General features: G+C 34.0%; 24 protein-coding genes. 13 read left to right on the forward strand and 11 right to left on the reverse strand.

Translation table 11 applies throughout. The features are described 5' to 3' along the window. Nucleotides 1-89: 89 nt before the first annotated feature. From IMCC3317_RS14780 to IMCC3317_RS14790, 3 genes are all read right to left on the reverse strand, one after another. Complete coding sequence (locus tag IMCC3317_RS14780) at nt 90-320, reverse strand: hypothetical protein (protein ID WP_160130266.1); 231 nt, start codon at nt 318-320, stop codon at nt 90-92. Between the two features lie 149 nt (nt 321-469). Then, on the reverse strand, nt 470-709 hold the full coding sequence (locus IMCC3317_RS14785; protein ID WP_160130267.1) for a hypothetical protein: 240 nt from the start codon (nt 707-709) through the stop codon (nt 470-472). Nucleotides 710-731: 22 nt separating this feature from the next. Further along, the gene (locus tag IMCC3317_RS14790) at nt 732-935 is read right to left on the reverse strand and encodes a class I lanthipeptide (protein WP_160130268.1); all 204 of its coding nucleotides are present in this window, start codon (nt 933-935) and stop codon (nt 732-734) included. Nucleotides 936-1,104: 169 nt separating this feature from the next. Here IMCC3317_RS14790 and IMCC3317_RS14795 point away from each other — a divergent pair, with 169 nt between their 5' ends. From IMCC3317_RS14795 to amaB, 3 genes are all read left to right on the forward strand, one after another. Next, a complete protein-coding gene (locus IMCC3317_RS14795; RefSeq protein ID WP_160130269.1) occupies nt 1,105-1,647 on the forward strand; it encodes a 3-hydroxyanthranilate 3,4-dioxygenase in 543 nt (180 codons plus the stop codon). After that, nucleotides 1,637-2,359 carry a hypothetical protein gene (locus IMCC3317_RS14800; RefSeq protein WP_160130270.1) on the forward strand — a complete coding sequence of 241 codons (723 nt, stop codon included), beginning with the start codon at nt 1,637-1,639 and terminating at the stop codon, nt 2,357-2,359. The genes IMCC3317_RS14795 and IMCC3317_RS14800 overlap by 11 nt, the downstream gene beginning before the upstream one ends. Before the next feature lie 86 nt (nt 2,360-2,445). Further along, the gene (amaB, locus tag IMCC3317_RS14805; RefSeq protein ID WP_160130271.1) at nt 2,446-3,999 is read left to right on the forward strand and encodes an L-piperidine-6-carboxylate dehydrogenase; all 1,554 of its coding nucleotides are present in this window, start codon (nt 2,446-2,448) and stop codon (nt 3,997-3,999) included. A gap of 501 nt (nt 4,000-4,500) precedes the next feature. Here the strand turns inward: amaB and IMCC3317_RS14810 are convergent. The 8 genes from IMCC3317_RS14810 to IMCC3317_RS14845 all read right to left on the reverse strand — a co-directional run bounded on the left by IMCC3317_RS14810 (nt 4,501) and on the right by IMCC3317_RS14845 (nt 13,960). After that, nucleotides 4,501-5,499: an acyl-ACP desaturase gene (locus IMCC3317_RS14810; RefSeq protein ID WP_160130272.1), complete on the reverse strand. Its 999-nt coding sequence runs from the start codon at nt 5,497-5,499 to the stop codon at nt 4,501-4,503. Nucleotides 5,500-5,714: 215 nt separating this feature from the next. Beyond that, nucleotides 5,715-6,449: a metallophosphoesterase family protein gene (locus tag IMCC3317_RS14815; RefSeq protein ID WP_160130273.1), complete on the reverse strand. Its 735-nt coding sequence runs from the start codon at nt 6,447-6,449 to the stop codon at nt 5,715-5,717. A gap of 86 nt (nt 6,450-6,535) precedes the next feature. After that, nucleotides 6,536-7,672, reverse strand: coding sequence for an ATP-binding protein (locus tag IMCC3317_RS14820; protein ID WP_160130274.1), 1,137 nt, complete (start codon nt 7,670-7,672; stop codon nt 6,536-6,538). Further along, entirely contained in the window at nt 7,669-8,301 is a 633-nt protein-coding gene (locus IMCC3317_RS14825; RefSeq protein ID WP_160130275.1) for an HD domain-containing protein, read from the reverse strand. The genes IMCC3317_RS14820 and IMCC3317_RS14825 overlap by 4 nt, the downstream gene beginning before the upstream one ends. Then, nucleotides 8,298-9,998, reverse strand: coding sequence for an SWIM zinc finger family protein (locus tag IMCC3317_RS14830; RefSeq protein ID WP_160130276.1), 1,701 nt, complete (start codon nt 9,996-9,998; stop codon nt 8,298-8,300). Before IMCC3317_RS14830 ends, IMCC3317_RS14825 begins: the two co-directional genes overlap by 4 nt. 4 nt (nt 9,999-10,002) lie before the next feature. After that, nucleotides 10,003-10,755 carry an SDR family NAD(P)-dependent oxidoreductase gene (locus IMCC3317_RS14835; protein ID WP_160130277.1) on the reverse strand — a complete coding sequence of 251 codons (753 nt, stop codon included), beginning with the start codon at nt 10,753-10,755 and terminating at the stop codon, nt 10,003-10,005. Between the two features lie 71 nt (nt 10,756-10,826). Continuing rightward, the gene (locus IMCC3317_RS14840) at nt 10,827-11,696 is read right to left on the reverse strand and encodes an aldo/keto reductase (RefSeq protein WP_160130278.1); all 870 of its coding nucleotides are present in this window, start codon (nt 11,694-11,696) and stop codon (nt 10,827-10,829) included. A 431-nt stretch (nt 11,697-12,127) separates the two neighbouring features. Beyond that, nucleotides 12,128-13,960: a sodium:solute symporter family protein gene (locus IMCC3317_RS14845; RefSeq protein ID WP_160130279.1), complete on the reverse strand. Its 1,833-nt coding sequence runs from the start codon at nt 13,958-13,960 to the stop codon at nt 12,128-12,130. 236 nt (nt 13,961-14,196) lie between these two features. On the opposite strand from IMCC3317_RS14845, the gene IMCC3317_RS14850 reads away from it, so the two are divergent. The 10 genes from IMCC3317_RS14850 to IMCC3317_RS14895 all read left to right on the forward strand — a co-directional run bounded on the left by IMCC3317_RS14850 (nt 14,197) and on the right by IMCC3317_RS14895 (nt 25,833). Beyond that, nucleotides 14,197-15,192, forward strand: a complete 996-nt coding sequence (locus tag IMCC3317_RS14850; RefSeq protein ID WP_160130280.1) for an AAA family ATPase — start codon at nt 14,197-14,199, stop codon at nt 15,190-15,192. Nucleotides 15,193-15,319: 127 nt separating this feature from the next. Then, on the forward strand, nt 15,320-16,186 hold the full coding sequence (locus IMCC3317_RS14855; protein WP_160130281.1) for a DUF58 domain-containing protein: 867 nt from the start codon (nt 15,320-15,322) through the stop codon (nt 16,184-16,186). 28 nt (nt 16,187-16,214) lie between these two features. Continuing rightward, on the forward strand, nt 16,215-17,879 hold the full coding sequence (locus IMCC3317_RS14860) for a BTB/POZ domain-containing protein (protein ID WP_160130282.1): 1,665 nt from the start codon (nt 16,215-16,217) through the stop codon (nt 17,877-17,879). Then, complete coding sequence (locus IMCC3317_RS14865; protein ID WP_160131931.1) at nt 17,879-18,886, forward strand: vWA domain-containing protein; 1,008 nt, start codon at nt 17,879-17,881, stop codon at nt 18,884-18,886. The genes IMCC3317_RS14860 and IMCC3317_RS14865 overlap by 1 nt, the downstream gene beginning before the upstream one ends. A gap of 8 nt (nt 18,887-18,894) precedes the next feature. After that, nucleotides 18,895-19,929, forward strand: coding sequence for a VWA domain-containing protein (locus IMCC3317_RS14870; protein WP_160130283.1), 1,035 nt, complete (start codon nt 18,895-18,897; stop codon nt 19,927-19,929). After that, a complete protein-coding gene (locus tag IMCC3317_RS14875) occupies nt 19,926-20,780 on the forward strand; it encodes a tetratricopeptide repeat protein (protein WP_160130284.1) in 855 nt (284 codons plus the stop codon). Before IMCC3317_RS14870 ends, IMCC3317_RS14875 begins: the two co-directional genes overlap by 4 nt. 230 nt (nt 20,781-21,010) lie before the next feature. Then, complete coding sequence (locus IMCC3317_RS14880; protein WP_160130285.1) at nt 21,011-22,777, forward strand: BatD family protein; 1,767 nt, start codon at nt 21,011-21,013, stop codon at nt 22,775-22,777. A gap of 6 nt (nt 22,778-22,783) precedes the next feature. Beyond that, nucleotides 22,784-23,545: a tetratricopeptide repeat protein gene (locus IMCC3317_RS14885; protein ID WP_160130286.1), complete on the forward strand. Its 762-nt coding sequence runs from the start codon at nt 22,784-22,786 to the stop codon at nt 23,543-23,545. Nucleotides 23,546-23,554: 9 nt separating this feature from the next. Continuing rightward, nucleotides 23,555-23,878, forward strand: a complete 324-nt coding sequence (locus IMCC3317_RS14890) for a hypothetical protein (RefSeq protein WP_160130287.1) — start codon at nt 23,555-23,557, stop codon at nt 23,876-23,878. Nucleotides 23,879-23,961: 83 nt separating this feature from the next. After that, nucleotides 23,962-25,833: a SulP family inorganic anion transporter gene (locus tag IMCC3317_RS14895; RefSeq protein ID WP_160130288.1), complete on the forward strand. Its 1,872-nt coding sequence runs from the start codon at nt 23,962-23,964 to the stop codon at nt 25,831-25,833. Nucleotides 25,834-25,847 lie beyond the last annotated feature (14 nt).

The raw sequence follows: 25,847 nt of genomic DNA on the forward strand, positions 1-25,847 counted from the left end.
TACAGCTTTTTAAGCATAAAAAAGCACTTAAAACTTAAGTAGTTTTAAGTGCTTTAGTAATTTAAAGGAATACATTGTTTAGAAAGTGATTATTTAACACATCCGTGAACCTCCTTTGATTGGCACGTACATGCAGTATTTGCTTCACTGACACGAAAACAAGTTAATGCTTCTTCAGTAAGAAATCCGCAACCACCGCCAATAGCACAGGTTTCACAAGTAATGTATGATTGCGCTGGCGCGCCACCTTTTACATTTCCAAGGTTAGAAATTTGATTTTTCCCTAATGATAACTTTTTAATGATTTTCTTTTTTTTCATAAGAATGTAAAATTGATTAGTGCCTTAAATTACATAAATTCAAATGGAATAGCTGTTGTTTTTCAGATTTTTATTTAGAAGTGATTGCATAAAAAAAGCTTCAAAAGTAACTACTTTTGAAGCTTTTTAGAGTTTTAAAATCTAGCTTTTTATAATATGTCACATGGTCTATCAACAGATAGTTGACATCCTAAATCCCAAGAAGGTTCACATTCACAAGCCGAATATAATTCGCTATACCAAGTACATTCGTATATATCATTTGTATATACACATTCTTCTAAATTTCTAGTAAGCTGAATAGGTCTCGCTGCATTTTGAGCACCACCATTTAAGTTAGAAATGGAAGATTTTTTGAGCGATAATGATTTTAATTTCTTTTTTTTCATGATATTCTATTTTTAATTTTATTTAAACAGGACAAGCAGCTTCAACAGAAGCACATGCACCTACAGTCATGCACAAGCAAGTATCTATTCTACTAAAACATCTAGCGTCATTTGATTTAGGATTTATTGCAACTCTTACTGGAACAATACCTCCATGTATACTTGAAAGGCTTGAAATTTCTTTCTTCCTTAAATCTAGCTTTTTACTAAGTTTCTTTTTTTTCATGATAAGTTTTAATTTGATTAGTTTAAAAAGATAAAGAAAAATGCAGTTGGTTAAGTACGGTTTTACCTTACTTAACACTTATGTGTCAGTAACTTACGGTTTTGCCTGATTTAAAATGATTAAGGATCGCTAAAAAATCGTAATTTTAAAGTCTAAATTTCAAACTATAATGGCAATACAAAAACCGTTTAATCTCAATCAATGGATTGAAGAAAATAGAGACTTATTAAAACCACCAGTAGCAAATAAAAACTTGTATAAAGACGCAGGCGATTATATTGTAATGATTGTTGGCGGACCAAACGCACGAAAGGATTATCACTTTAATGAAACCGAAGAATTATTTTTTCAATTAGAAGGAAATATTGAAGTTCATATTCAAGAAGATGGCGAAAAGAAAACCATGAAGTTAGGACCAGGCGATATGTATTTGCATCCTGCTTGTGTGCCACATTCGCCAGTTCGTTTTGAAAATTCTATCGGATTGGTTGTTGAGCGCAAACGAAAAGGAACCGATTTAATGGACGGTTTGCAATGGTATTGTGACAATTGTAATCATCAATTGCATGAAGTAAAGTTTCCATTGATTGATGTTGAAAAAGATTTTTTAGGACATTTTAAAGATTTTTATGCTTCTAAAGAACTTCGAACCTGTGACAATTGCGGAACCGTAATGCCAGTTGACAAACGATTTACCGCAGATGAAGATTAAAAGTGTTTTTTTAGGTGTAATTTTTGGATTTCTTGCATTGTCATGCGAATCCAAACGTACTGCTGAAATGATTGTTAATACATCTTTGGAAGAAGCACATGGAGGAATAGCGAATTGGGAACTGCCTAAAACGTTAATCTATGAGAAAACAACCATTTTATACGATAGTTCAGGAAAGATAGAGAGCCAAAAAAAGCAATTGTTTCATAATATCTTACGACCTAAATTCACTTCGAAAGTTGATTGGAAAGAAAAGGGAATACAAAAACGTATTGTTTTTGATGGAACGGAAACATCTTTATTCTTCAATCAACAAAAACAAACCAATTTAGAAACTATTGAAAAAGCGCACAAAGAAATTACTGGAGCACAATATGTTTTGTGGCAACCGTATAAATTGTTGGCAGATGAAGCTTCATTAAAATTAGAAGGAAAAGTTAGGTTAGAAGATGGAAGTGAAGCGTTTAAAATTAAAGTTGAATATCCAAATAGCGCAACAAAATGGTGGTATTATTTTGACACAGAAACATTCCTGTTAAAAGAAAACTTGGTAAAACACGGAACTACATACAGTCAGATAAAAAATATAAGTCACGAAAAAAAGACAGAATTACGGTTACATAAGGAGCGAAAAAGTTATTGGATTGATAGTATAAAAAATCAAAAATATCTTCGTGCACAGTACTATTATACCATTCTAAAGCTGGAATGATAAACGATTTATTGCAGATGAAGATTGCTAGAATTGTGCTATCTTTGCAGAAATTTAACAAAAGAATTTAAAAAAGTTATAAATACATGGGAGCAGTTACTACTGATTTTGGAATCAAAGAAGCGTTAGCAACACTAGGCTTAAAAGATATAAACGAAGGAACATCAACAGGTTCAAATAACTTCTCTAATGGAGAAATCATTGAATCTTATTCTCCAGTAGATGGAAAATTGATTGGAAAAGTAAAATCTACTACAAAAGAAGATTACGAAAAAGTAATGACAACTGCAACGGCAGCTTTTCAAACTTGGAGAACAATGCCAGCGCCATTACGCGGTGAAATTGTGCGTCAGTTCGGAGATAAATTAAGAGAGAAAAAAGAAGCTTTGGGAAAATTGGTTTCTTATGAAATGGGGAAATCATACCAAGAAGGTTTAGGTGAAGTACAAGAAATGATTGACATCTGTGATTTCGCAGTTGGATTGTCGCGTCAGCTTCACGGACTTACCATGCATTCGGAACGTCCAGGACACAGAATGTACGAACAATACCATCCATTAGGAGTTGTCGGAATTATTTCGGCATTCAACTTTCCAGTTGCCGTTTGGGCTTGGAATACAGCATTGGCTTGGATTTGTGGTGATGTTTGTGTGTGGAAACCATCTGAAAAGACACCAATGTGTGGCGTAGCTTGTCAAAATATAGCAGCAGAAGTTTTTGCAGCAAACGATTTACCAGAAGGAATTTGTTGTTTAATAAATGGAGATTATAAAGTAGGAGAGTTGATGTCTAAAGACACTCGTATTCCGTTAGTATCTGCAACAGGATCAACGCGAATGGGTAAAATTGTAGCGAAAGAAGTTGCAGGACGTTTAGGAAAGACTTTACTTGAATTAGGTGGAAACAACGCAATTATTGTGACGCCAGATGCAGATATAAAAATGACCGTTATCGGAGCTGTTTTTGGAGCTGTTGGAACGGCTGGACAACGTTGTACATCAACACGTAGATTAATTATTCATGATTCTATTTACGATAAAGTAAAAGATGCAATCGTGAAAGCTTACGGACAATTACGTATTGGAAATCCATTAGATGAAAACAATCATGTTGGACCAGTTATTGACAAAGATGCTGTAAAAGGTTATCAAGCTGCGTTAACGAAAGTTGTTGAAGAAGGTGGAAAAATTATTGTTGAAGGTGGCGTTTTATCCGGCGAAGGTTACGAAAGTGGCTGTTATGTAAAACCTGCAATTGCAGAAGCAAAAAATTCATTCAAAATTGTTCAACACGAAACATTTGCTCCAGTTTTATATTTATTAAAATATTCTGGTGATGTAACAAATGCTTTAGACGCTCAAAACGGAGTTGCACAAGGTTTATCGTCTGCAATTATGACAAACAACTTACGTGAAGCAGAACATTTCTTGTCTGTACAAGGTTCTGACTGTGGAATTGCCAATGTAAATATTGGAACTTCTGGAGCGGAAATTGGTGGAGCTTTCGGTGGAGAAAAAGATACAGGTGGCGGACGCGAGTCTGGATCTGATGCTTGGAAAGTATACATGCGTAGACAAACAAATACAATCAATTATACTACTGAATTGCCATTAGCGCAAGGAATTAAGTTTGATTTGTAATCAATATATTGAAACAAAAAATAAAAAATCCGCTTTTTACGAAGCGGATTTTTTTATATTTTAATTTGATGATTTGAAAATTTATTAATTTGAAAATATTGGCTTACTGTTATGAGAAACTGAATCACACTTCGACAAGCTCAGTGTAAAAGTTCAGCTTGACGCACTTTATTTTTAATTCCAAAGTTGTCAGTTCTAGCCTTTCGACTATCGCTCAAGATAAACTAAAGCCGAGAACACTTTTGAACCGCAAAATATAAAATACTAAATGTAAAATTTAAAAGTTTTTTGGTTAGTAAATTGTATGACACTTTGTTTCTAGCAAGTTACTTCAATATTTCAAAGTACTTCTCGATACAATTTTCTATCGAAAATTACTCGAAGTGACCTTTCAGTAATTTGAGTCAAAACGTTTAGAATTCAAGCAAGAGTAAGCAATCTAAAAGCGAAGCGTTCTAACATCTAACAGCGTAAGCGGTCTAACAGCGCAGCGATCTAAAATCAAAGCATTCCATTCGCTTCAACCCATTTGAATCGTGTAATATCTTCAGGAATCGTAACACGATCTGCAATACGCGCCATACGATCTGGTAATCTCATTACGTAATCACGAGCTTTTTCTGCGGAAGCGGTCAATCCAGTTAACTTATCAATTTCCCAATATGCATTCAACTTTCTTAGGATATCAATATAATCATGTGTTGTGTATACGCCTAAACGTTGTGCTGCATTTGAAAAGTTTTCAAACGCACTACCGATTACTGTTCCAGATTCTCTGAGAAACAGCGCTGGCATTACAATCTTTTTACGCATCATATCTTCAAACGCCAACATCATTTCACTTGGATCATAATTTAAGATCGTTTTTACAAACTCTCTATATGCCAAATGGTGTCTCATTTCGTCACCAGCAATAATATTACACATCTTTCCAAGCAAGACATTTCCTTTTTTCTTTGCGAGTTGTCCAACACGTTTGTGAGAAACATTAGTTGCTAACTCTTGAAAACTTGTATATATAAAATTACGGTACGGATCATTTGCGGTTCCAATATCAAATCCATCGCTAATCATATGTTGCGTTGTAATTTCTATTTCACGCATATTTACACGGCCAGATAAATATAAATATTTACTCAACACATCTCCATGACGATTTTCTTCTGCTGTCCAATTACGAATCCATTTTGCCCAACCATTGTTTACGCCTTTTCCATGCTGATTTATTCCTTCAACATCCATTAACCACGATTCATACGTTGGCAAAGCTTCTTCCGTAATCGTATCACCAACTAATACAACCCAAAAGTCATATCCTAATTCTTTAGATTCTTCTCGTATTTGATGCACTTCATCAAAAAAAGTATCTTTTTGAGAATTAGGTAAAAAATCCGTCGGTTGCCATATTTTTTCAGGTGGAATTAGATACTTATCCATGTAACCATCAATTTCTTTTTCGATGGTTTGCATAACTTCTAAACGTATATTTTTTATAGACATTGATGGGTATTTAATATTTTGCAAAAGTACTACTAAATATTCAAAATAATTACGGTTTTGAAAGAATTAACATCTTATTATGCTTTTGAAATAGTTATTCGAATTTATTGTAATTATTTATATTTCAGCAACTTATCTATTTTTAAAATCATTATTAGGAATCTTTTTGTTTCCTCTTCTAACGGACATTCCTCTTTGTAATTTTTTTTGTGGTATCATTTATTACGACCTTTTTCAGTTGGATATAATGTTGGAAGCGGATCACTTTGCCAAAACTCTTTCGTATCAATATCCATGATGGAGAGTTTTCCTGTAAATGCCGCGCCAGTATCTACATCCCATAAATTAGTTGCTTTCATCGGTACATCACAATCATAATTGATAGTAGGCGTATGTCCAACATAAATTTCTTTGTAATGGTTCAATCGTTTTGGCGCGTATTTGGTGCCGATTAATTTTTCAATACCTATTTGTTCGGCTAATATTGCAGATTCAATCAGTGTTCTATCAAAATAAAAATTCTTCGGATAAAACTCTTTCGTTACGCCATGCATAGAAGTAAATCCTGCATGAATAAACAATCTATTTTGATCGTCAATATAATAATTTTCTAGATTTTCATAGAATTCTAAATGTTGTTGTTTATCATAAGAAATACGCTCATAACTTTCCAACGTTTCTTTTCCGCCATGCGCGTACCAAATATCGTTTACATGACTGTCTAATAACCATTCATGACACCAAACATCATGATTTCCACGAATGAAAACACATTTTTGCTTTGTGTTTAAATCAATTAAAAATTCGACTAATTCAGCAGATTCGCTCCAACCATCAACATAATCGCCCATAAAAATTAAGGTGTCATTTGGAGTTACATTGGCGCGTTTTAGCACTTGTATTAAGGCTTTAAATCCTCCATGAATATCTCCAATGGTAAGTGTTCTCATCTGTTATTTTTTTGCTAAAATAGTTTAAAAATTAAAGAAAAACAGAAGGTTTGCGGAATGATACTATGGAAGAATTAATTCTGTAATTAACTATACTTTATCTTCCTTAAAATTCGAATGGTGGCTTTGTACGATTCGTAAACATCGATGTCGTAGTTTCTTAAAAGTGGTTTTGCTTCATCCAATTTGTCTTTTGCTTCATGAAAACCATTCAAATAGCAAACCATATACGTCGCAGGAAGATTACGTAAATCGTGATGTTCACTTTCGTTGATCGGAATATTTTTGGTTAATTTTTCTAGAATTGCGTTGTTGGTATTGTAAATATGATGCAAAGTTTTTTTGTCAAATTCTGGTGCTTCAAAAATCAAATTGCTTTCTAAATTATACATTCCGTTAGGTTGAAATGTAATTGTGACTTTTTCAAGCGGATAATATTTGTATCTGTTTTGTAATCCTAACGGAACATATTCGACAATAGTAAAATCGTCTTCGGTATACGTGATTTCTACTTGATCTAACGTGGAATAAAACAGCTTTACTTGTTCATTAACTAACTCAATATCAACTCTGGAATAAAAAATTTTGTCTTTATTTTTCTGTTTAATTCCTGCCCAACAAACTATAAATTGTTCCTTAAAAACTTGGTAATATGAGTCTAAATTTTTGTGCTCGTTGTTGATGAAATTAATTACGCTATCAAGTGTTAATTTAATATTATTTTGCGCACTTTTTTCAATCTGAGCAACGATTCCAGAATTCACATCTTTAATCTCAATATCAAACACTTTTGGCATGGAAATGCTTCCATCACGCAGAAAAACAGAACCGCCATAATATTTCCAAATATTTTTTCGAAGTGACGTAATCTTGTCAATTGGTCTAATCGTAACCAAACCCACTACTTTTCCTTTTGGTAAATGTGGAAAGTAAATATTTTCATATTGCACAATCGGTGGATTTGCCAAATAAGCATTTATTAAATTCTGAATCTTGCTATCGTCAAAAAAATCTACGCCAACAATTTGATTATCTTCATCTTCCACACCAATTACGATGAACGAATTGTTTTTCGGATTGCTGTTAGAAAGCGCACAAATATGTTTCAAAAACTTTGCTTTTCCTTCTTTTTCATCAATATTCAACTTTCGCTTTTTGTCATAAAAACTATTCTCGTCGTTGTGCGCGAGCAAATTTTTAATCAAAAGACGTTTGTTAATCATAATAGCGAAGTAAGTTCTTTTTGAATGTTTTTTCTAGCGAAAGCTTCCCATAAATCATGGTATTTCTCCGTGTAATAAATTCGTGGACGTTCTAGAAAATGCTGCAATACTTTTTTTCTTCCTTTAGTATACATAAAATCTGGAAACATGGAATATTCTGCTCTAATTTTTTGAGTGTACTTTTCATACGTTTCCCAAGTTGTTCCTAAAATTGCCAAATCCCAGTCCAAAAGATAGGCATTATCTTGATTTTGAGCATTTATGACTTCGTGTTTTTTTGTAGAAATGATCAAATTTGCACAGTTTTCTATCCTTTTTGGATCAAACTGAAGTTTTATTAATCGCTTTCGCGCGAATGTTGCACTTTTCAATTCATTAGTACTTTTCACTGAATTATAAATAACATCGTGATACCAAATGGCGAATTGTACTGTGTCATAATCTTCCAAATCAGCTTGATCGTTTGTTGCTAATTGAAACATATAATCAAGATGATTCAAGTTGTGATAGTGACGTTTTTTAGAAGTATATTTTTCATGTATTTCAATCCAAAGTTCATTCAATAATAAATCATCATCGGTATATTTCGATGATAAATTCAACCACGATTGATGCAACTCATTTTTCATAAATATATTTTAGATAACTCATCTAATAAGGCAGGTTTTCTTTTATGCAAATCTCTCAGGTTTGCTGCAATAGTTTTGACATCACCTTTAAGGTTTTTGATTTTCAAGATCATTTTACAAGCGTCTTTGTAATGAGTTCTACCAGTATTACGTTGCAAATTATCATATACATGTTCGGTATATTCATGTATTATTTCTGCGCTATATTCTTCTTTTAAAGATGATTCAAAAGATTGAAGTAAGTTAATATGTGTATGAAAATAAAAATTAGATGTTTTTTGGAATATGATGTATTTATACAAGTCATCTATTCTATTTTCTATATTTAAAACTCTACAAATTTCTGAGGAAGAATTACGAGATTCTTTTTCTAATGCTACAATTAACGCATTTACTTCAACTTGCCAATCTTCTGAAGCATATTGTGATTTTAGCACAGAATACTGTTTTTTATGATCAGAGTGTTTTATATATAATTCTCTTGCCCATTTTAGAATATCACTTCTATTATTTTCTGTTTGTGCAATAACTACTAATTGTTCTTTCCAATTATGAACAATTCTTCTTTGTTCTTTATTGATTTGAATTCCTTCTAATAAAATAGATTTTGCTTTTTTATACTCTTTTTGAACAATTAAATCTTTTACAATAATTTCTCTAAATTCAGGAAGCAAAATGTGCTCTTGTAAATAGTTATTTCCTGCTGCTTCTCCATCTATTTTTTTAATAATTTTATACAATACCATCGTATATCTTTCAATATCGTATTGATCTTTCATATTGTATTTTATGGCAGCTTCTAGTATTTTTCTTTCGTCATTAGTTTTAATTAATTCCACAGCAATGTCAATGAAAATCTCTTCATATCCCCAACCATAAAAAGCTTCTTTTTTAGAAGCTTGTGTTAAGTATTTGAAAAGTGTAGTTCTAAATTTTTCATCTATTTTCTTTACATTTATTTGAGACAGCAATTCCAAAGCATCATCTATTCGAGAATGAAATACTCCTGACGAATCATCAACTTCATGCAACCCTGGAATCATTACATTTATAATTGCTTGACAAATAATACTGGTGTTTTCATATTTTTCTTCCTCAAGAAATTGCGCAGCTTGCTCTATAAACTTATAAACTTCATTTCCGATTTTTGTAGCACTTCTGTATTCAATATATCCATATCTGCCTTTATGAGTTCGGATTAAATCTTTTATAATTCTTTCGTATGTACTTAGATCAACAGTATCATTTTTTAATGCATGTTTAGAAATAATACTATTGCGAAACTCTTTGTTTTCTTTTGCTGTTTCTAGTACTAAATCATACAATTCTTTTTCAGTAAGCGCATTGAGAATCTCTTTAATTTGAGTAACTATGTTTTTACCTCTTTTTTTTCTTTCCTTTTTTGGCTTTTCTTTAGTAAGATTCATAGCGTCAGATTGCAATTCAAGTAAAGATGCCACAATATGTTTGCAAAAAACGCCTTGATCGTAAGGGCAATCGCAAAAAACATCTTTTATAATCTCTTTTTCAAGATGTAGCTTTACATTATAATCTTCAGAACCATTTACAATAGTTTCTATAGTGTGATTATCTATAAATTCCAGCGGTTGCACATGTCCGTTAACATAATAGTTGTAACCTCTTTTTAGTATTGTTTCACTAATATGTTGTTCAAATTCGTTTAACGGGATATTCATAATTCTAATTTTTATTCAAAATCGTATTCGAAGCTTGTGCTGTACACATCACAATTAAATCGGCAATATTTACATGCGCAGGACGCGACACAACAAAATACGCAATCTCAGCAACATCTTGTGGTGTTAACGGTTGGTAACCTTGATAGGCTTTCTCAGCACGCGCCGAATCACCTTTAAAACGCACATCACTAAACTCAGTTTCTACCAATCCTGGATTAATAGCGCCAACGCGAATTCCGTGTGCATGTAAGTCCATTCGCATTCCTTGATTCAGTGCGTCAACTGCGTGTTTACTGGCGCAATACACATTTCCATTCGGATACACTTCTTTTCCAGCCGTAGAACCAATATTCAAAATATGACCAGATTCTCGTGCAACCATTTGCGGAATAATTGCTTTGCTCACATATAACAATCCTTTCACATTAATATCCAACATTGCGTCCCAATCGTCCAAATTTCCTGTCTGAATCGGATCTAAACCATGTGCATTTCCAGCATTATTGATCAAAATATCAATCTTTTTGAAGTTTTCTGGTAAAGAAGCTACTGCTTTTAAAACATTTTCTTTATCGCGCACATCAAAATTTAGTGTGTGAACTTCTGTTTTTGAACTCAATTCTTTTTGCAATTCGTCCAAACGATCTTGTCTGCGTCCGCAAAGAATCAAACGTATGTTATGTTTTGCGAATTCGCGTGCAATCTCACGCCCAATTCCACTTGTCGCACCTGTAATAAAAGCTGTTTTTTTCATATTCATTTCCCACGAAAGTGGGAATCTATTTTAATTAAACTCAATACTAATATCTAAAATCTCACTACTTTTCAAGGGACTTCATGCCCTTGACTTTCAGTCAACAATAAAAACCAATCTTCTAGCGACAGCTCAATTTCCAACGCTTTCACTGCATTCGTAATTCGCTCAGGCGTTGTAGTTCCAATCACAGGATGAATTCCAGACGGATGTTTTAAAATCCAAGCCAACACCAATTGGTCTTTAGTAGCATTATATTTTCCAGTTAATGTTTCCAATGCTTTGTGAATTCGGATAGTTTGCTCATTTTTTTCTCGGAAAATAGTTCCTAAAGGTTGCCAAGCCATTGGAAGAATAGCATTTGTAATCATATCATCGAGTGTTCCGTTGTGCATGGCGTCAAAATCGGTCAATGAAAACTGAATTTGATTTGCTTTAATGACACTTTTTGCACCAATCATTGTCAATTGCGAAGGCGTAAAATTAGAAACTCCAAAATTCTTAATCTTTCCTTGGAGTTGTAACTGATCAATCGCTTTGGCAATTTCGTTAGGACGCATCAACGGACTTGGTCTGTGCAATAACAACAAATCCAAATAATCGGTTTGTAAATATTTTAAGGAAGTTTCCACCGACGAAATAATATAATCCGATGAATATTCATAATGTTTGATTGTATTTTGACGCGTTTCAGCTTGCAATTGAATTCCACATTTAGAAATCATTTGTATGCTTTCGCGATCAATTCCGCTTTGCGCGAATGCTTTTCCAAAGTCAGCTTCCGTAGTATAACCGCCATAAATATCTGCGTGATCAAACGTTGTAACTCCTGAAGTGATACAATGTTGAACAAGGTCAATCATTTGAGAAGTAGAAAGTTTTTTTCCCCAACTTCCCCAAGTCATGGTTCCGGCAATAATTCTAGAATAATTTGAATTCAAAGTCTATTAATTTTATGGTAAAAATACGAAATTGTTCAATTAGACTAGCTTAGACTGTTTGGATTTTTAGACATGTTAGATTCCTGGACTTGTTGGAAAGTTAGAAGTGTTAGACTTTTTGGATTAGTATAAATTATAAAATCAATCCATAGATGTATATAAAATTACGTCATTGCGAGGCACGAAGCAATCTACTTCTCGATTAACAGATTGCTTCAGTCATACTTCTTTCGCAATTACGTTTCAAGAAAAATTCTATCGAGATTTTTTTAGCTTGTTTATCGGCACAAATTAAAAACTTGGTCTAGCATCAAGTATAGAATGACGAACTTTTCAAAAATCTAAAAAACGAAGCGATCCAACAGCAAAGCGTTTCCAAGAGCGCTAGCAATACTAAAGGCAAAGCCGTTTCCAAAAGCGAAGCGCGTCTCCTAAAAAACATTCGCTTTTATCTTCTTCCAAAGTCGTATTAGAATAAATCCTGAAGTAATCACAACAATTGTCAATGAAATTGCATAGTTATAATCACCATAAATCCAATATCCTGTGGCAAACATAATACTGTAAATAAAGATCATTGCGACAAGCATTGCTAAAATTCCAGAAGGAACATTCCAAGGTTGTTTGTCGGTTACAATTTCAACATTTGCTTCTTCCGCATCAGCAAGTGTTTTTTTCCAGCCAGGTCCGCCAGGTTGTATTTTTTTATAAAAGTTGAATAAAGTTTCTTCTGTTTCAGGTTGTGTCAAAAAGGTAACTGCAACCCAAATAATCGTTGTAATCAATACTACAAGTGGAAATTGTGCATAACTCGGCATCAAACCTTCAATCGTAGTTCCATCTAAATCTTTATGTGTGAATAAAATGTCTCCGACAACAGTCAATTTAAACAAAAAAGAAATTACGCCAGAAGCTACCATTGCTGAAATTTCGCTCCAAGCATTGATTCGCCACCAAAACCATCTTAAAATAAAAATCAATCCAGTTCCTGCGCCAAACATAATAATGATGTTAAAAAGTTGACTTGCATTTTGTAGAAATAGCGCAAAAATTGCACTTAAAACCATTAATACAACTGTGGAAATTCGTCCAACATTTACCAATTCTCTTTCAGAAGCATCTTTATTAATAGTTTGTTTGTAAAAATCATTCACAATATAGGATGATCCCCAATTTAAGTGTGTCGAAATTGTTGACATATACGCCGCAACTAACGAAGCGAGTACCAAACCTAACAATCCGCTTGGTAACTTTGTTAACATTGCAGAATATGCTAAATCGTGTCCTAACTTATCCGCAGGAATATTTGGAAATGCTTGTTGAATGCTTGCAATATCTGGAAAAACGACCAACGAAGCCAATGCAACTAAAATCCAAGGCCACGGACGTAATGCATAATGCATAATATTGAAGAAAAATGTTGCGCCAATCGCATGATTTTCATCTTTTGCGGCTAACATTCGTTGCGCAATATATCCGCCGCCGCCAGGTTCTGCACCCGGAAACCAAGAACTCCACCATTGTACAGCAAGCGGAATAACAATCAGTGTAATCAATATTTCTTTATTACTAAAATCTGGAAAAATATTAATCTTATCGGCTACATTTTCATGTGAAATTAAATTTTGAATTCCGCCAACTTCTGGAAGGTTCACGCAATAATATGCTGCACCAATTGCACCAGCCATTGCGACAAAAAACAATAGAAAATCTGTATATACAACACCTTTAAATCCACCAATTGCGCTGAATATTACGGTAATAGTTCCTGCATATAATATAGTTTCTATTGGTTGCAATCCGAGCATAACTCCACCAATTTTTATCGCGGCAAGCGTAACTCCAGCCATTGCAAATACATTAAATACAACACCTAAATATACAGCTCTAAATCCTCTGAGAAACTTTGCGGGTTTTCCGCCGTAGCGTAATTCATAAAATTCAATATCTGTAGAAACATTCGATTTTCGCCAGAGTTTTGCATACACAAAAACCGTCAATAAACCTGTAATTAAAAAAGCCCACCACATCCAATTGGACGAAACTCCATCTTTTCGGACAATATCGGTTACAAAGTTTGGTGTATCGGTTGAAAAAGTAGTCGCAACCATAGAAACACCTAAAATCCACCACGGCATATTTCTTCCTGATAAAAAATATTCGGTTGTGTTTTTTCCTGACGTTTTGGATACGTATATTCCAATCCCTAAAACAATGACGAAAAATCCAATAATAAGGCTATAATCTAGTACTGATAATTCCATAAAATAATATTCAAAAAAAGGCAATACAATCTGTAAAACCAGAAAGTGTATCTGCTTGAGTTATCAACAAAAAAATGAGATCGTTAGATTTCAACTGTTGTTTTGGGTTTTAAAGGCTTCAATATATAAATATCCTTAATATTTTAACCAATTATTAACAGCAATAAACGAATAATTTTAACAATTTGCATCGTTTAAAAGTGATAAGTAAATTCACGCCACAAAAAAGTACCCAAATGGAAGAAACAATAGACATTAAAGCTATTAACGAAAAGATAGAAAGAGAAAGTGCATTTATCGATTTGCTAACGATGGAAATCAACAAAGTAATCGTAGGTCAAAAGCACATGGTAGAACGTTTATTAATTGGTTTGCTCGGAAAAGGACACATTCTTTTAGAAGGAGTTCCTGGATTGGCAAAAACATTAGTGATTAACACGTTGAGTCAAGCTGTACAAGGAAGTTTTAGCAGAATTCAATTTACGCCCGATTTATTACCAGCCGATGTTGTCGGAACTATGATTTACAACATGAAAGAGAATGATTTCTCTATCCGAAAAGGACCGATTTTTGCAAACTTTGTCTTGGCAGATGAAATAAACCGTGCGCCAGCTAAAGTGCAATCGGCATTATTAGAAGCAATGCAAGAAAAGCAAGTTACTATTGGTGATACCACTTTTATTTTGGACAAACCTTTCTTAGTAATGGCAACACAAAATCCTGTGGAGCAAGAAGGAACGTATCCATTACCAGAAGCGCAAGTGGATAGATTCATGCTAAAAACCGTGATCAGTTATCCAAAAATGGATGAAGAACAATTGATTATGCGTGCAAATCTAAAAGGAGATTTTGAAAAAGTAAATCCAGTCATTTCTGTAGAACAAATTTTGAGAGCGCAAGAAGCTGTAAAAGATGTGTACATGGACGAAAAGATTGAAAAATATATTTTGGACATCATTTTTGCAACTCGCTATCCAGAAAAATACAAACTAGCAGACTTAACACCATTAATCAGTTTTGGAGCGTCGCCTCGTGGAAGTATCAACTTAGCAAACGCGGCAAAATGTTATGCATTCATCAAACGAAGAGGTTATGTAGTTCCTGAAGATGTGCGCGCCGTTGTACACGATGTATTGCGTCACAGAATCGGAATTACGTATGAAGCTGAAGCAGAAAATATTACTTCCGAAGATATTATCAATAAGATTGTAAACGAAATTGAAGTACCGTAAATGAGTTATGAGTTGTTAGTAGTGAGTTATGAGTTTTTTTACTCTAATTAATCATTGAACACACAAACTAAATTTAATATTTCAAATAGATTCCGCATCAAGTGCGGAATGTCCAGCAAGCTGAACAATGGATACGAAAGAGTTACTTAAAAAAGTACGAAAAATAGAAATCAAAACGCGCCGATTGAGCGATCATATTTTTGGAGGAGAATATCATTCTACCTTCAAAGGAAGAGGTATGACGTTTAGCGAAGTGCGTCAGTATCAATTTGGTGACGATGTACGAAATATTGATTGGAATGTAACCGCGCGTTATAACGAACCGTTTATAAAAGTTTTTGAAGAAGAACGCGAATTGACAATGATGTTAATGGTTGATGTTTCTGGTTCAGAATTATTTGGAACGAATACGCAATTTAAAAACGAAACAATCACAGAAATTTCGGCAACGTTGGCGTTTTCAGCAATGCAAAACAATGATAAAGTCGGACTGATTCTATTTTCAGACGAAATTGAATTATACATTCCGCCGAAAAAAGGAAAATCACATGTATTGCGCATTATTCGTGAACTGTTAGAATTTACACCGAAAAGTACCAAAACAGACATTTCGCAAGCACTAAAATTCTTGTCGAGCGTAATGAAGAAAAAAGCAATCGTATTTATGCTTTCAGATTTTATTGCAGATGAATACGAACAAACTTTAAAAATTTCGGCAAAACGACATGATCTTACGGGAATCAGAATCTATGACAAACGCGAAGAGGAAATTCCAAACTTAGGAATGGTGCAAATGGAAGATTCCGAAACAGGCGAAACCATGTTAGTCAATACAAGTTCAAAAACGGTACGAACCAACTATACAAAATTCTATCAAAGCAAAGTAAACTACTTTCAAGAATTATTTTCAAGAAGTGGCGCAGGCGCATTAAGTACACGAGTTGACGAAAGTTACGTGAAAAAACTATTAGGCTATTTTAAAAGAAGAGGCTAAACGAATGATGAATAACGAATTAAAAATCATGAATACAAAAGCACAAGCTAGCACAAAAAATTCATTCCTACGAATGAGCAGCTTTTTGATGGTTTGCTTTTTTCTAGTAACTAGCTATTCATTTGCGCAAAAAACCAATGCAAGTGTTGATTTAACTAAAATAAAAATTGGAGAAGAAATAAAACTTTCCATTTCAGTTGAAGCAGATTCTACGGCAAGCATTATTTTTCCTGAAGGAAACACGCTTTTTTCACCGTTGGAATTGTTGGAATCATACAAAGTTGACACGATAAAAAAAGACGGGAAGTACAATTTGATAAAGCAATATGGATTAACGCAATTTGATTCAGGCGTGTATTTCATTCCGAAGCAAAAAATACTCATTAACGAGAAACCTTTCTTTACAGATTCTATTCGGATCGCTGTGGCGGATGTTGCTGTCGATACGTTGAAGCAGAAAATGTATAAAATAAAATCAATCGTTTCTGTTGAAAAAGGGAATAGCAATTGGTGGGTTTATCTATTACTTGTTTTAGGATTATTGCTAGCATTCGGGTTGTATTTCTACTACTTTGTATTTCAGCTAAAAGCGAAAAAAGAAAAGAAGAAAAAAGCGGAAATTCCAGCATATGATAGAGCTTTATTACAATTGAATGAGCTTGACAATTCTACCTTATTACTAAAATCAGAATATAAAGATTACTATTCAGAATTGACAAATATTGTACGTCAATACATTGAAGAAGAAGTTCGGATTGATGCTTTAGAAAGTACAACGGAAGAACTCATCCGAAAAATAGAAGCACAGAAAAAAGCAGGATATTTAGACTTAAAAGAAGAAACGATAAAAAGTCTAAAAAACGTATTGCAAACTGCCGATTTGGTAAAGTTTGCAAAATCAAAACCTGATGATTCGGTGGTGCAAGCCGATCGTAATTTGGTCGAACATATTGTAGTAGAAACCAAAGAGGCGATTCCAGAAATCTCGCAAGAAGAATTACGAAAAGATGAAGAATATAAATTGCGATTGCTTGAAGAACAACGTAAAAAACGTCGTTTCAGAAATGCACTGATCGGAATTGGTGCCATGATTATTGTTTTTGGCGGACTCATCGGTTATGCAACCTTAACATACGTAAAAGAAAACACGTACATCGGTCATTCTATGGACGATTTACAGGAAGCAGAATGGGTAACAAGTGAATATGGAGCTTCTGGTTTTACCATTGCTACACCAAAAGTATTGAAACGGATTTCGCCAATACAAATGCCTGACAGTATTAAAACAGAATTCGATTCGCAAATGTTTCAGTACAACAGTTACTTAGCACCATTTATGATCAATCTGGAAACAGTAACATTTACAAAAAAAACAGACATTACAGCAGATAAAATATCTGAAAAAGTATTAAGACAAATGCAAGAAGCTGGCGCACAAGATATCATTGTAAAATTTGATGAGTACGAATCGCCACGTGGAATCAAAGGACTCAAAATGTACGGAAGTGCAACGTTTAACGATGTGGAAAATCCGTTAGGAACATCACAAAAAAGAGCGTACGCAGTTTACATATTTGAAGAAGGCGTTGGCATACAAATTCTGCGTTTTTCATATGCAGATAAAGACGAAGAAGCGAAAAAAGTATTGGATAGAGTTATGAACTCATTAGCGCAAATAGAAGAACAAAAATGATGTTAGAAAATTATAGTTTTGCCCATCCACAATTTTTCTGGTTGCTAGTGTTCATTCCATTAGCAATTGCTTGGTATGTTTGGAAAAAACCGAAACAATTGGCGTCTGTAAAAATGTCAAGCTTGCAAGGTTTTAAAGCAACATCAAGTATTTTACCAAAATTAAAGCCAATATTATTTGTGTTGCGAATGTTGGCAATTGCGGCGATCATTACAGCAATTGCGCGTCCGCAAATCAAAGAAGTTTCTTCGCGAATCAAAACCAACAACGGAATTGATATCGTAATGGCAATAGATGTTTCGGCAAGTATGTTATCGAGAGATTTAAAACCAAACCGATTGAGCGCGCTGAAAAGAGTCGCTGCCGAATTTATAGAAGGAAGACCAAGTGACCGAATAGGATTGGTAGTGTATGCAGGAGAAAGTTTTACCAAAACACCAATTACAACGGATAAAAATATCATTCAAAATGCATTAAAAGACATCAAATATAAGCATGGCGAATTGGAAGGCGGAACCGCAATCGGAATGGGATTAGCAACAGCCGTAAATCGTTTAAAAGATAGCAAAGCCAAAAGTAAAGTCATTATATTATTGACGGATGGAGTGAACAATACAGGATTCATTGAGCCGCAAACTGCTTCGGAATTGGCTGTAGAATATGGTATCAAAACGTACACAATTGGTATTGGAACCAACGGAATGGCTTCTACACCTGTGGCGTTAAATCCGGATGGAACCATTTTGTTTAGAAACATGCAAGTCACGATTGATGAAGAATTACTAAAGAATATTGCAACCACAACAGGCGGAAAATACTTTAGAGCGACCAACAGCGAAAAGCTGGCGGAAATCTATGAAGAAATCAACAAATTAGAAAAGACAGAAATAGAAGAATTTCGGTATACAAACTATGAAGAGAAATTCAGATTATTTGTATTATTTGCTGGAATTTTATTATTGATAGAAATACTATTGCGTAAAACACTATTTAGAAGTTTCATCTAAAACGAATTATGTTAGAAGAAAAAAAATATTTTTACTTACTAATTATCATCCCAATTGTGGTGTTGGTATTTGTATTATTGCAACTTTGGAAACGAAGCGCGCAACGCAAATTTGCCGACAAAAAATTGCTAGAACGGTTAAGTCCAGAAAAATCAATTTTCAAGCCAATTTTGAAGTTGACTATTTGGTGTTTGGCAATTGCTTCCTTAGTTGTTGCATTGGTAAATCCGAAAATTGGAACAAAACTTGAAACGGTAAAACGTGAAGGCGTTGACATTGTTTTTGCAGTAGATGTATCTAAAAGTATGTTGGCAGAAGACATTTCGCCAAGCCGATTGGACAAAGCAAAACGGATTGTTTCTGAAATTATCAATAATTTGGGAAGTGACCGAATCGGAATCATCGCGTATGCGGGAAGAGCTGTGCCACAATTGCCAATTACCACCGATTTTTCAGCGGCAAAAATGTTTTTAGCAAACCTAAATACAGATATGTTGTCTTCGCAAGGAACAGCGATTGATGATGCAATTCGTTTGGCAAAAACCTATTATGACGATGTAGAACAAACCAATAGAGTTTTGGTCATTATTTCTGATGGAGAAGATCATACAGGCGGCGCAGGAAAACTAGCGGAAGAAGCAACGAAAGAAGGCATAAAAACCTATACAATTGGCGTTGGAACGGCAAAAGGTGGACCAATTCCAATCAAAAGAAGAGGAATTACAGAATCGTTCAAACGAGATTTACAAGGCGAAGTTGTCATTACAAAATTGAACGAAAAAACGTTGAAAGACATTGCTTCGGAAGGAAATGGCGAATATGTTGACGGAACTGTAACGGAAGAAGCAGTAGAATTCATCAAAAACCGATTGGGAACGATGAACAAAACAGAATTTGAAGCAAAACAATTCTCGGAATATCAAGATCAATTTCAATGGTTTCTTGGTTTGGGAATCTTCTTATTACTGTTAGATGTTTTCTTGTTAGAACGAAAAACTGCTTGGTTGCAAAAGTTGAACTTATTTAATGAAAAAGAATCATGAAGCACTTACAAAACATATTGATTTTACTGTGTACAATTTCTATCGCGCAAGCGCAAAATAAAGAAGCGGAACAAATCAAACAAGAATCAAATAATTACACATACAAAGCAAATGAAGCTTTGAAAGAAAATAGTTTTGCTGATGCAGAAGCTGAATACCGAAAAGCAATTTCCAAAGATGGAGAAAACGCAACGGCAAAGTATAACTTAGGAAACGCGTATTACGAAAATGAAAGTTACCAAGCTGCATTTGACCGATACAAACAAGCTTCAGAAGTTGCACTCACAAAACCAGAAAAACACAGCGCATATCATAACATGGGAAATATTTTCATGAAAAAACAAGAATATGCAAAAGCTGTAGAAGCTTATAAAATGGCACTTCGCAACAATCCAACAGACGATGAAACTCGCTACAATCTGGCATTAGCCAAAGACATGTTGGAGAAAAATCCTCCGAAAGAGGACGACAAAGACAAAAAAGACAAGGACAAAAAGGAAGAAGATAAAGAGCAGGATAAAAAAGATCAAGACGACAAAGACAAGAAAGATAAAAACGAAGATAAAGGCGATAAGGAGAAAGACGAAGGCGGAAAGGACGACAAAAATAAAGACGGAGAAGGCGATAAAGAGAAAGAAAAGAATAAGCAAGACGATAAAAAAGATCAAAACAAATCGGATCAAAAAGACGATCAAGATAAGCAACAACAACAGCCAAAACCAAATCAGTTGTCGCCTGAACAAGTGAAAAGTTTGTTACAAGCAATGAACAATGCGGAAAAGAAAACCCAAGACAAACTGAATGAGAAAAAAGGAAAAGCCATCAAAATAAAAGCTGAAAAAGACTGGTAATTATATCAATATTGTTCGATAAAAGATACAAGATCGCTACGCTTTTAGAATCAAGAACAAAGACCTTGTAATAACTATCTGATAACCAATTGTAATTTTAAAAGCACGGTATTTGTATAGTAGAATACTGAAACTTCAATTACAAATGGACTTTGAGATATTTTAAATAATTATAATCGGACACTAATAGTATTATATATAAAAAAACGAAGAAAAGTTCGTTACAATACATGAAAATAAAAGTATACATATCCACTATTATTTTATTGCTATTCGCAGGTTTCGTATCTGCGCAGGTTACGTTTGTAACTAAAGTAAGTAAAAAGAAATTGGGCGTAAATGAGCGTTTGCGTGTAGATTTTGAAATGAACGAAGATGGCGACAATTTTACGCGACCAGCATTTACAGGTTTCCGAATTGCTGCAGGTCCAGTACAATCTATGAATCACGTTTGGAACAACGGACAACGCTCGTTTTCAAAAACGTACACATATTTTTTGCAGCCAACGAAGGAAGGAAAATTTACCATAAAGCAAGCAAAGGTTGAAATTGAAGGAAAAGTTTATAAAACCTTGCCTGTTACGGTTCAAGTTGTCAAAGCAGTTGCCAAACCAAAAGATGGAAATAATGCAGAATATGCAGTTTCTGAAGGAATTCATATGGTGACAGAAGTTTCAAACGGAAATCCGTATTTGAACGAACCTGTCACAATTTCCTATAAATTATATGTAAAATCGGGCATTATTATTAATGATTATAGTGAACTTGGAAAGCCAAAATTTAATAATTTTTGGAGTCAAAATATACAAACACAACTCAAAGCGCAAAACGGAACTTATAAAGGCGAACCGTATCCGTATGTAATATTAAAACGATTTGTGTTATATCCACAGAAAAGCGGAAAACAAGTGATTGAGCCATTTTCTATTGATGTGCAAGTTTCTGTACCAACACAACGTAGAGATGTTTTTGGAAGACGTTACGAAACGGTTCATAAAACGATATCATCGCCACAAAGAACAATTAATGTAAAAACATTGCCAGAAGCTGGAAAACCCACAGATTTTTCGGGCGCAGTTGGTGATTTTGATTTTGAAGTAACCACAAGCAAAACTTCATTGGATGCGAATGAGTCGCTTCAGGCAAAAGTAGAAGTGACAGGAAAAGGAAACTTAAAATTATTTCAATTACCAAAACTCAATTTGCCAAGCTCATTAGAAGTGTATGAACCTGAATTCACCGAAAGTGTGACAACTCGCTTGAGCGGAATGCAAGGGAAAATTTCAGATAGTTATACAGTTGTGCCGCGATACAAAGGGAAATATCCAATTCCGAGTATTTCATTTTCGTATTTTGATCCGAAAGACAAAACATATAAAACAATAGCTTCTGACGAAATTATTATTAATGTGATTAATGGTCCAGCAAATACAATAGTTGCCGAAAACACTAATGAAACAAATCAAAAACAAGCAATTGCAACTACTGGTTCACAATTCAAGTTTTTAAAAACAGACGCAAATTTAACGCCGATTGCCACCGAAGATTTCTTTAAATCGAATCTATTTTACGGATTGTTAGTTGCTCCTTTCTTTTTTATTCCAATTATATTATTAGTTAGAAGAAAAAAGAGAGCGTTTGATAATGATATTCAAGGAAGTAAAACACGGATGGCAAATCGTTTGGCGAAGAAATACTTATCGGAAGCGAAGAAGAAACTTGGCGATAAAGAAGCATTTTATGAAGTGTTAGAACCAGCTTTGCACAATTACTTGCGAGCAAAAATTAGCATAGAAACATCTGAATTTAGCAAAGAAAAAATAAGTCAATTATTGACAGAACGTAATGTGAAAGATGAAACAGTTCGTGATTTTATAACATTGTTAGAAAGTTGCGAATTTGCACGTTTTACGCCTGCATCTAATGTGACGATTACGAAAGATTACGAAAAATCGGTGGAAACTATTTCGCAAATTGACAAACAAATAAATCGATAAAAAGAAATGAAAATCAAGATCACATATATGTTTCTCGTGTTCATTTCTAGTTTTGCACTAGCTTTTGGACAAGATAATACAGCATTATTCGACGCGGCAAATAAAGCGTATAATGATGGAAATTATGCAGAAGCGATTGTAAATTATAAGTCAATTCTGGAAACAGAAAACCATTCAGCAGCTATTTATTACAATCTTGGAAACGCATATTACAAAAGAAATGAAATTGGTCCAAGTGTGTATTATTTTGAAAAAGCGTTACAGCTTTCGCCGAATGATACAGATATTTTGAACAATCTGGCGTATGCCAAAAACATGACAATTGACGCGATTGAAGCGTTGCCAAAAACACAACTTTCTAAATTTGTTGGAAACATTACAGGAACATTTACGTACAATCAATGGGCTTGGATTGCTGTGATTTGTGGGTTTTTATGTGTGATTTCATTCTTATTGTATCAATTTGCATATCAAACCTTGAAAAAAAGAATCTATTTTATTGTGAGTTTTATCACTTTCCTTTTTATCTTGGGAACTGTTGCAATTGCATATCAACAATATGGGAAGGTTCAAAAAGATAGACCTGCCATTATATTTGCAACGGAAACAACTGTAAAGGCTGAACCAAACTTGCGAAGTGATGCAGTTTTTGTATTGCATGAAGGAACAAAAGTTCAGGTGTTAGATACCATTGATAGTTGGAAAAAAATTCAACTCATTGATGGAAAAACAGGTTGGATTGTCGCAGAAGACGTAAACGAATTATAATATATTATTTTGAATAAAACAAAAACACATACACTACTTAGATTTTCACTTTTGGTGGGAATGTGTGCGTATGTAACTTTTTTAGTTTATAATAAAATTCAATCTTCGTTTGATATAGATGCTATCGTACTTACAGAACAAATAGAGATTGACACAGAAGAAAATACGGAAAAAGAAATTGATTTTGAAGATGAAATTAAATTGCAAACAACACATTCTGTAGAAGTATTTATAAGTACAGATCAAGAATACAAATACTATAAAAATACGCATCAATTTCCGCTATCTTCTTATGTGGAACATTTGACGCCACCTCCGAAATTGTCTTGTTAAATATTCCAATAAGAATATAAAATTTCAACATACATTAAATGGTGTGCAAATCGTATACTACTCAACAAACACAACCCAAACGAATGAAAAAATTATTTTCAAATTTCAAAGGCGATGCTTTTGGAGGAATTACCGCAGGAATTGTTGCCTTACCATTAGCATTAGCTTTCGGAGTTTCTTCAGGATTAGGCCCAAGCGCAGGATTATATGGCGCTATTTTTATAGGATTCTTTGCCGCTTTATTTGGAGGAACCAACACACAAATTTCTGGACCAACCGCGCCAATGACTGCTGTAAGTATGTTAGTTATTGCCGGAATTGTTGCTACTAAAGGAAGTGTAGAAAGTGCAATGCCCGCAATTTTAACCGTTTTCCTTTTGGCAGGGATATTCCAAATAGGTTTAGGTGCAATAGGATTAGGGAAATATATAAAATACATTCCGTATCCTGTAGTTTCAGGATTTATGACGGCTATTGGTGTGATTATTTTGATTACACAAATTTTACCTTCTATCGGATATTACCCAAAAGCAGATGTGGAATATGTAAGTCAGTTTAAGCCAAAAGCAGAAGAGGTTATCTTAAAGGACATATTAAAAAAAGAACAGGAAGAAGGAATTCTTGTATTAGAAGATTTCAGAAAAACGATTGAAAGCGCAAAACAAATATCACAAGAAGATATTTTAGAAAAATCGCAAACCTTAGCTAATAATAACGCTTCTGGTGTTATTGGAGCTTTAAGAGTATTGCCACGTGCGCTAAAAAATATCAATTGGCTAGAACTCATGTTGGCGCTCGGAACTATTTTTATTATTTACGGCTTTAAACGGATTACCAAAGCTGTTCCGAGTACGCTGGTGGCACTCGTCGTCATGTCGGGAATAGCGTATCTTTTCAAATTAAAATACCAACCTATTGAAGCAATTACAGGAGATTTCCCAATGCCAAATATGGAAATATTTACTGGTTTTAGTCTCGGGAGCATTACGCCATACATATTTACTGCATTGACTTTAGCATTGTTAGGAGCTATTGATTCACTATTAACAAGTGTTGTAGCGGATAATATGACCAAAACAAAACACCAACCAAACAAGGAATTAGTTGGACAAGGAATTGGAAATTCTATTGCGGCAATATTTGGAGGAATTCCAGGTGCAGGAGCAACAATCAGAACTGTTGTAAATATCAATTCTGGAGGAAAAACACGCTTATCAGGAATGATTGCAGGTGTATTACTGTTAGTTATTCTATTGGCTTTAGGACCAATTGCTTCACAAATTCCGGCAGCCGTATTAGCAGGAATTTTAATTACAGTTGGAATTGGTGTTATGGATTATAAAGGCTTAAAAGCGATTCCGAGTTTGCCAAAAGACATGAAAATAGGACCTTTAAAACTAAGTTCAGAAGTATTAATTATGTTAATAGTTCTTGGATTGTCAACCTTTTGGGATTTAATTTACGCTGTAGGAATTGGGTTGATAATTGCTTCGTTAATGTTTATGAAGAAAATTGGAGACATTACCGCAAGAAGATCTGATGTAAAAGCATTAAAAGAAGAAGCTTGGGATGATGAAATTGACTTCCCTGAAAATTTAAAAGAAGAGGTTTTCATTAAACACATTAAAGGACCATTATTCTTTGGTTCTACGAGTGAAATTCAAGCGTTGGCAAAACAATTGCCCGATACGGCTCGTACAGTGATTATTCGTATGGGAAGAATGCAATATATAGATCAATCTGGATTGTATGCATTGGAAGATATTTTAGTCGATTTAAAAAGTGCAGGACGAAAAGTATTGTTTGTCAACATTCCAAAACAGCCAAAATACATGATGGAACGAATTGATATTATTCCAGATTTAATTCCAATAGAAGATTGTTTCAAATCGTTTCAGGAATGTCTAAAATGGATTAAAGAGAATGTAAAAGATACCATTCCACATAAAAAATAAATATATTGAAATCA

This window comes from Kordia antarctica (genome assembly GCF_009901525.1).
Taxonomy (GTDB): Bacteria; Bacteroidota; Bacteroidia; order Flavobacteriales; family Flavobacteriaceae; genus Kordia; species Kordia antarctica.

Excerpts from the sequence above, each read along its gene's own strand:
- IMCC3317_RS14780 (WP_160130266.1), bottom strand. The coding sequence starts at position 320 with ATGAAAAAAAAGAAAATCATTAAAAAGTTATCATTAGGGAAAAATCAA.
- IMCC3317_RS14785 (WP_160130267.1), bottom strand. The coding sequence starts at position 709 with ATGAAAAAAAAGAAATTAAAATCATTATCGCTCAAAAAATCTTCCATT.
- IMCC3317_RS14790 (WP_160130268.1), bottom strand. The coding sequence starts at position 935 with ATGAAAAAAAAGAAACTTAGTAAAAAGCTAGATTTAAGGAAGAAAGAA.
- IMCC3317_RS14795 (WP_160130269.1), top strand. The coding sequence starts at position 1,105 with ATGGCAATACAAAAACCGTTTAATCTCAATCAATGGATTGAAGAAAAT.
- IMCC3317_RS14800 (WP_160130270.1), top strand. The coding sequence starts at position 1,637 with ATGAAGATTAAAAGTGTTTTTTTAGGTGTAATTTTTGGATTTCTTGCA.
- amaB (WP_160130271.1), top strand. The coding sequence starts at position 2,446 with ATGGGAGCAGTTACTACTGATTTTGGAATCAAAGAAGCGTTAGCAACA.
- IMCC3317_RS14810 (WP_160130272.1), bottom strand. The coding sequence starts at position 5,499 with ATGTCTATAAAAAATATACGTTTAGAAGTTATGCAAACCATCGAAAAA.
- IMCC3317_RS14815 (WP_160130273.1), bottom strand. The coding sequence starts at position 6,449 with ATGAGAACACTTACCATTGGAGATATTCATGGAGGATTTAAAGCCTTA.
- IMCC3317_RS14820 (WP_160130274.1), bottom strand. The coding sequence starts at position 7,672 with ATGATTAACAAACGTCTTTTGATTAAAAATTTGCTCGCGCACAACGAC.
- IMCC3317_RS14825 (WP_160130275.1), bottom strand. The coding sequence starts at position 8,301 with ATGAAAAATGAGTTGCATCAATCGTGGTTGAATTTATCATCGAAATAT.
- IMCC3317_RS14830 (WP_160130276.1), bottom strand. The coding sequence starts at position 9,998 with ATGAATATCCCGTTAAACGAATTTGAACAACATATTAGTGAAACAATA.
- IMCC3317_RS14835 (WP_160130277.1), bottom strand. The coding sequence starts at position 10,755 with ATGAAAAAAACAGCTTTTATTACAGGTGCGACAAGTGGAATTGGGCGT.
- IMCC3317_RS14845 (WP_160130279.1), bottom strand. The coding sequence starts at position 13,960 with ATGGAATTATCAGTACTAGATTATAGCCTTATTATTGGATTTTTCGTC.
- IMCC3317_RS14850 (WP_160130280.1), top strand. The coding sequence starts at position 14,197 with ATGGAAGAAACAATAGACATTAAAGCTATTAACGAAAAGATAGAAAGA.
- IMCC3317_RS14855 (WP_160130281.1), top strand. The coding sequence starts at position 15,320 with ATGGATACGAAAGAGTTACTTAAAAAAGTACGAAAAATAGAAATCAAA.
- IMCC3317_RS14860 (WP_160130282.1), top strand. The coding sequence starts at position 16,215 with ATGAATACAAAAGCACAAGCTAGCACAAAAAATTCATTCCTACGAATG.
- IMCC3317_RS14865 (WP_160131931.1), top strand. The coding sequence starts at position 17,879 with ATGTTAGAAAATTATAGTTTTGCCCATCCACAATTTTTCTGGTTGCTA.
- IMCC3317_RS14870 (WP_160130283.1), top strand. The coding sequence starts at position 18,895 with ATGTTAGAAGAAAAAAAATATTTTTACTTACTAATTATCATCCCAATT.
- IMCC3317_RS14875 (WP_160130284.1), top strand. The coding sequence starts at position 19,926 with ATGAAGCACTTACAAAACATATTGATTTTACTGTGTACAATTTCTATC.
- IMCC3317_RS14880 (WP_160130285.1), top strand. The coding sequence starts at position 21,011 with ATGAAAATAAAAGTATACATATCCACTATTATTTTATTGCTATTCGCA.
- IMCC3317_RS14885 (WP_160130286.1), top strand. The coding sequence starts at position 22,784 with ATGAAAATCAAGATCACATATATGTTTCTCGTGTTCATTTCTAGTTTT.
- IMCC3317_RS14895 (WP_160130288.1), top strand. The coding sequence starts at position 23,962 with ATGAAAAAATTATTTTCAAATTTCAAAGGCGATGCTTTTGGAGGAATT.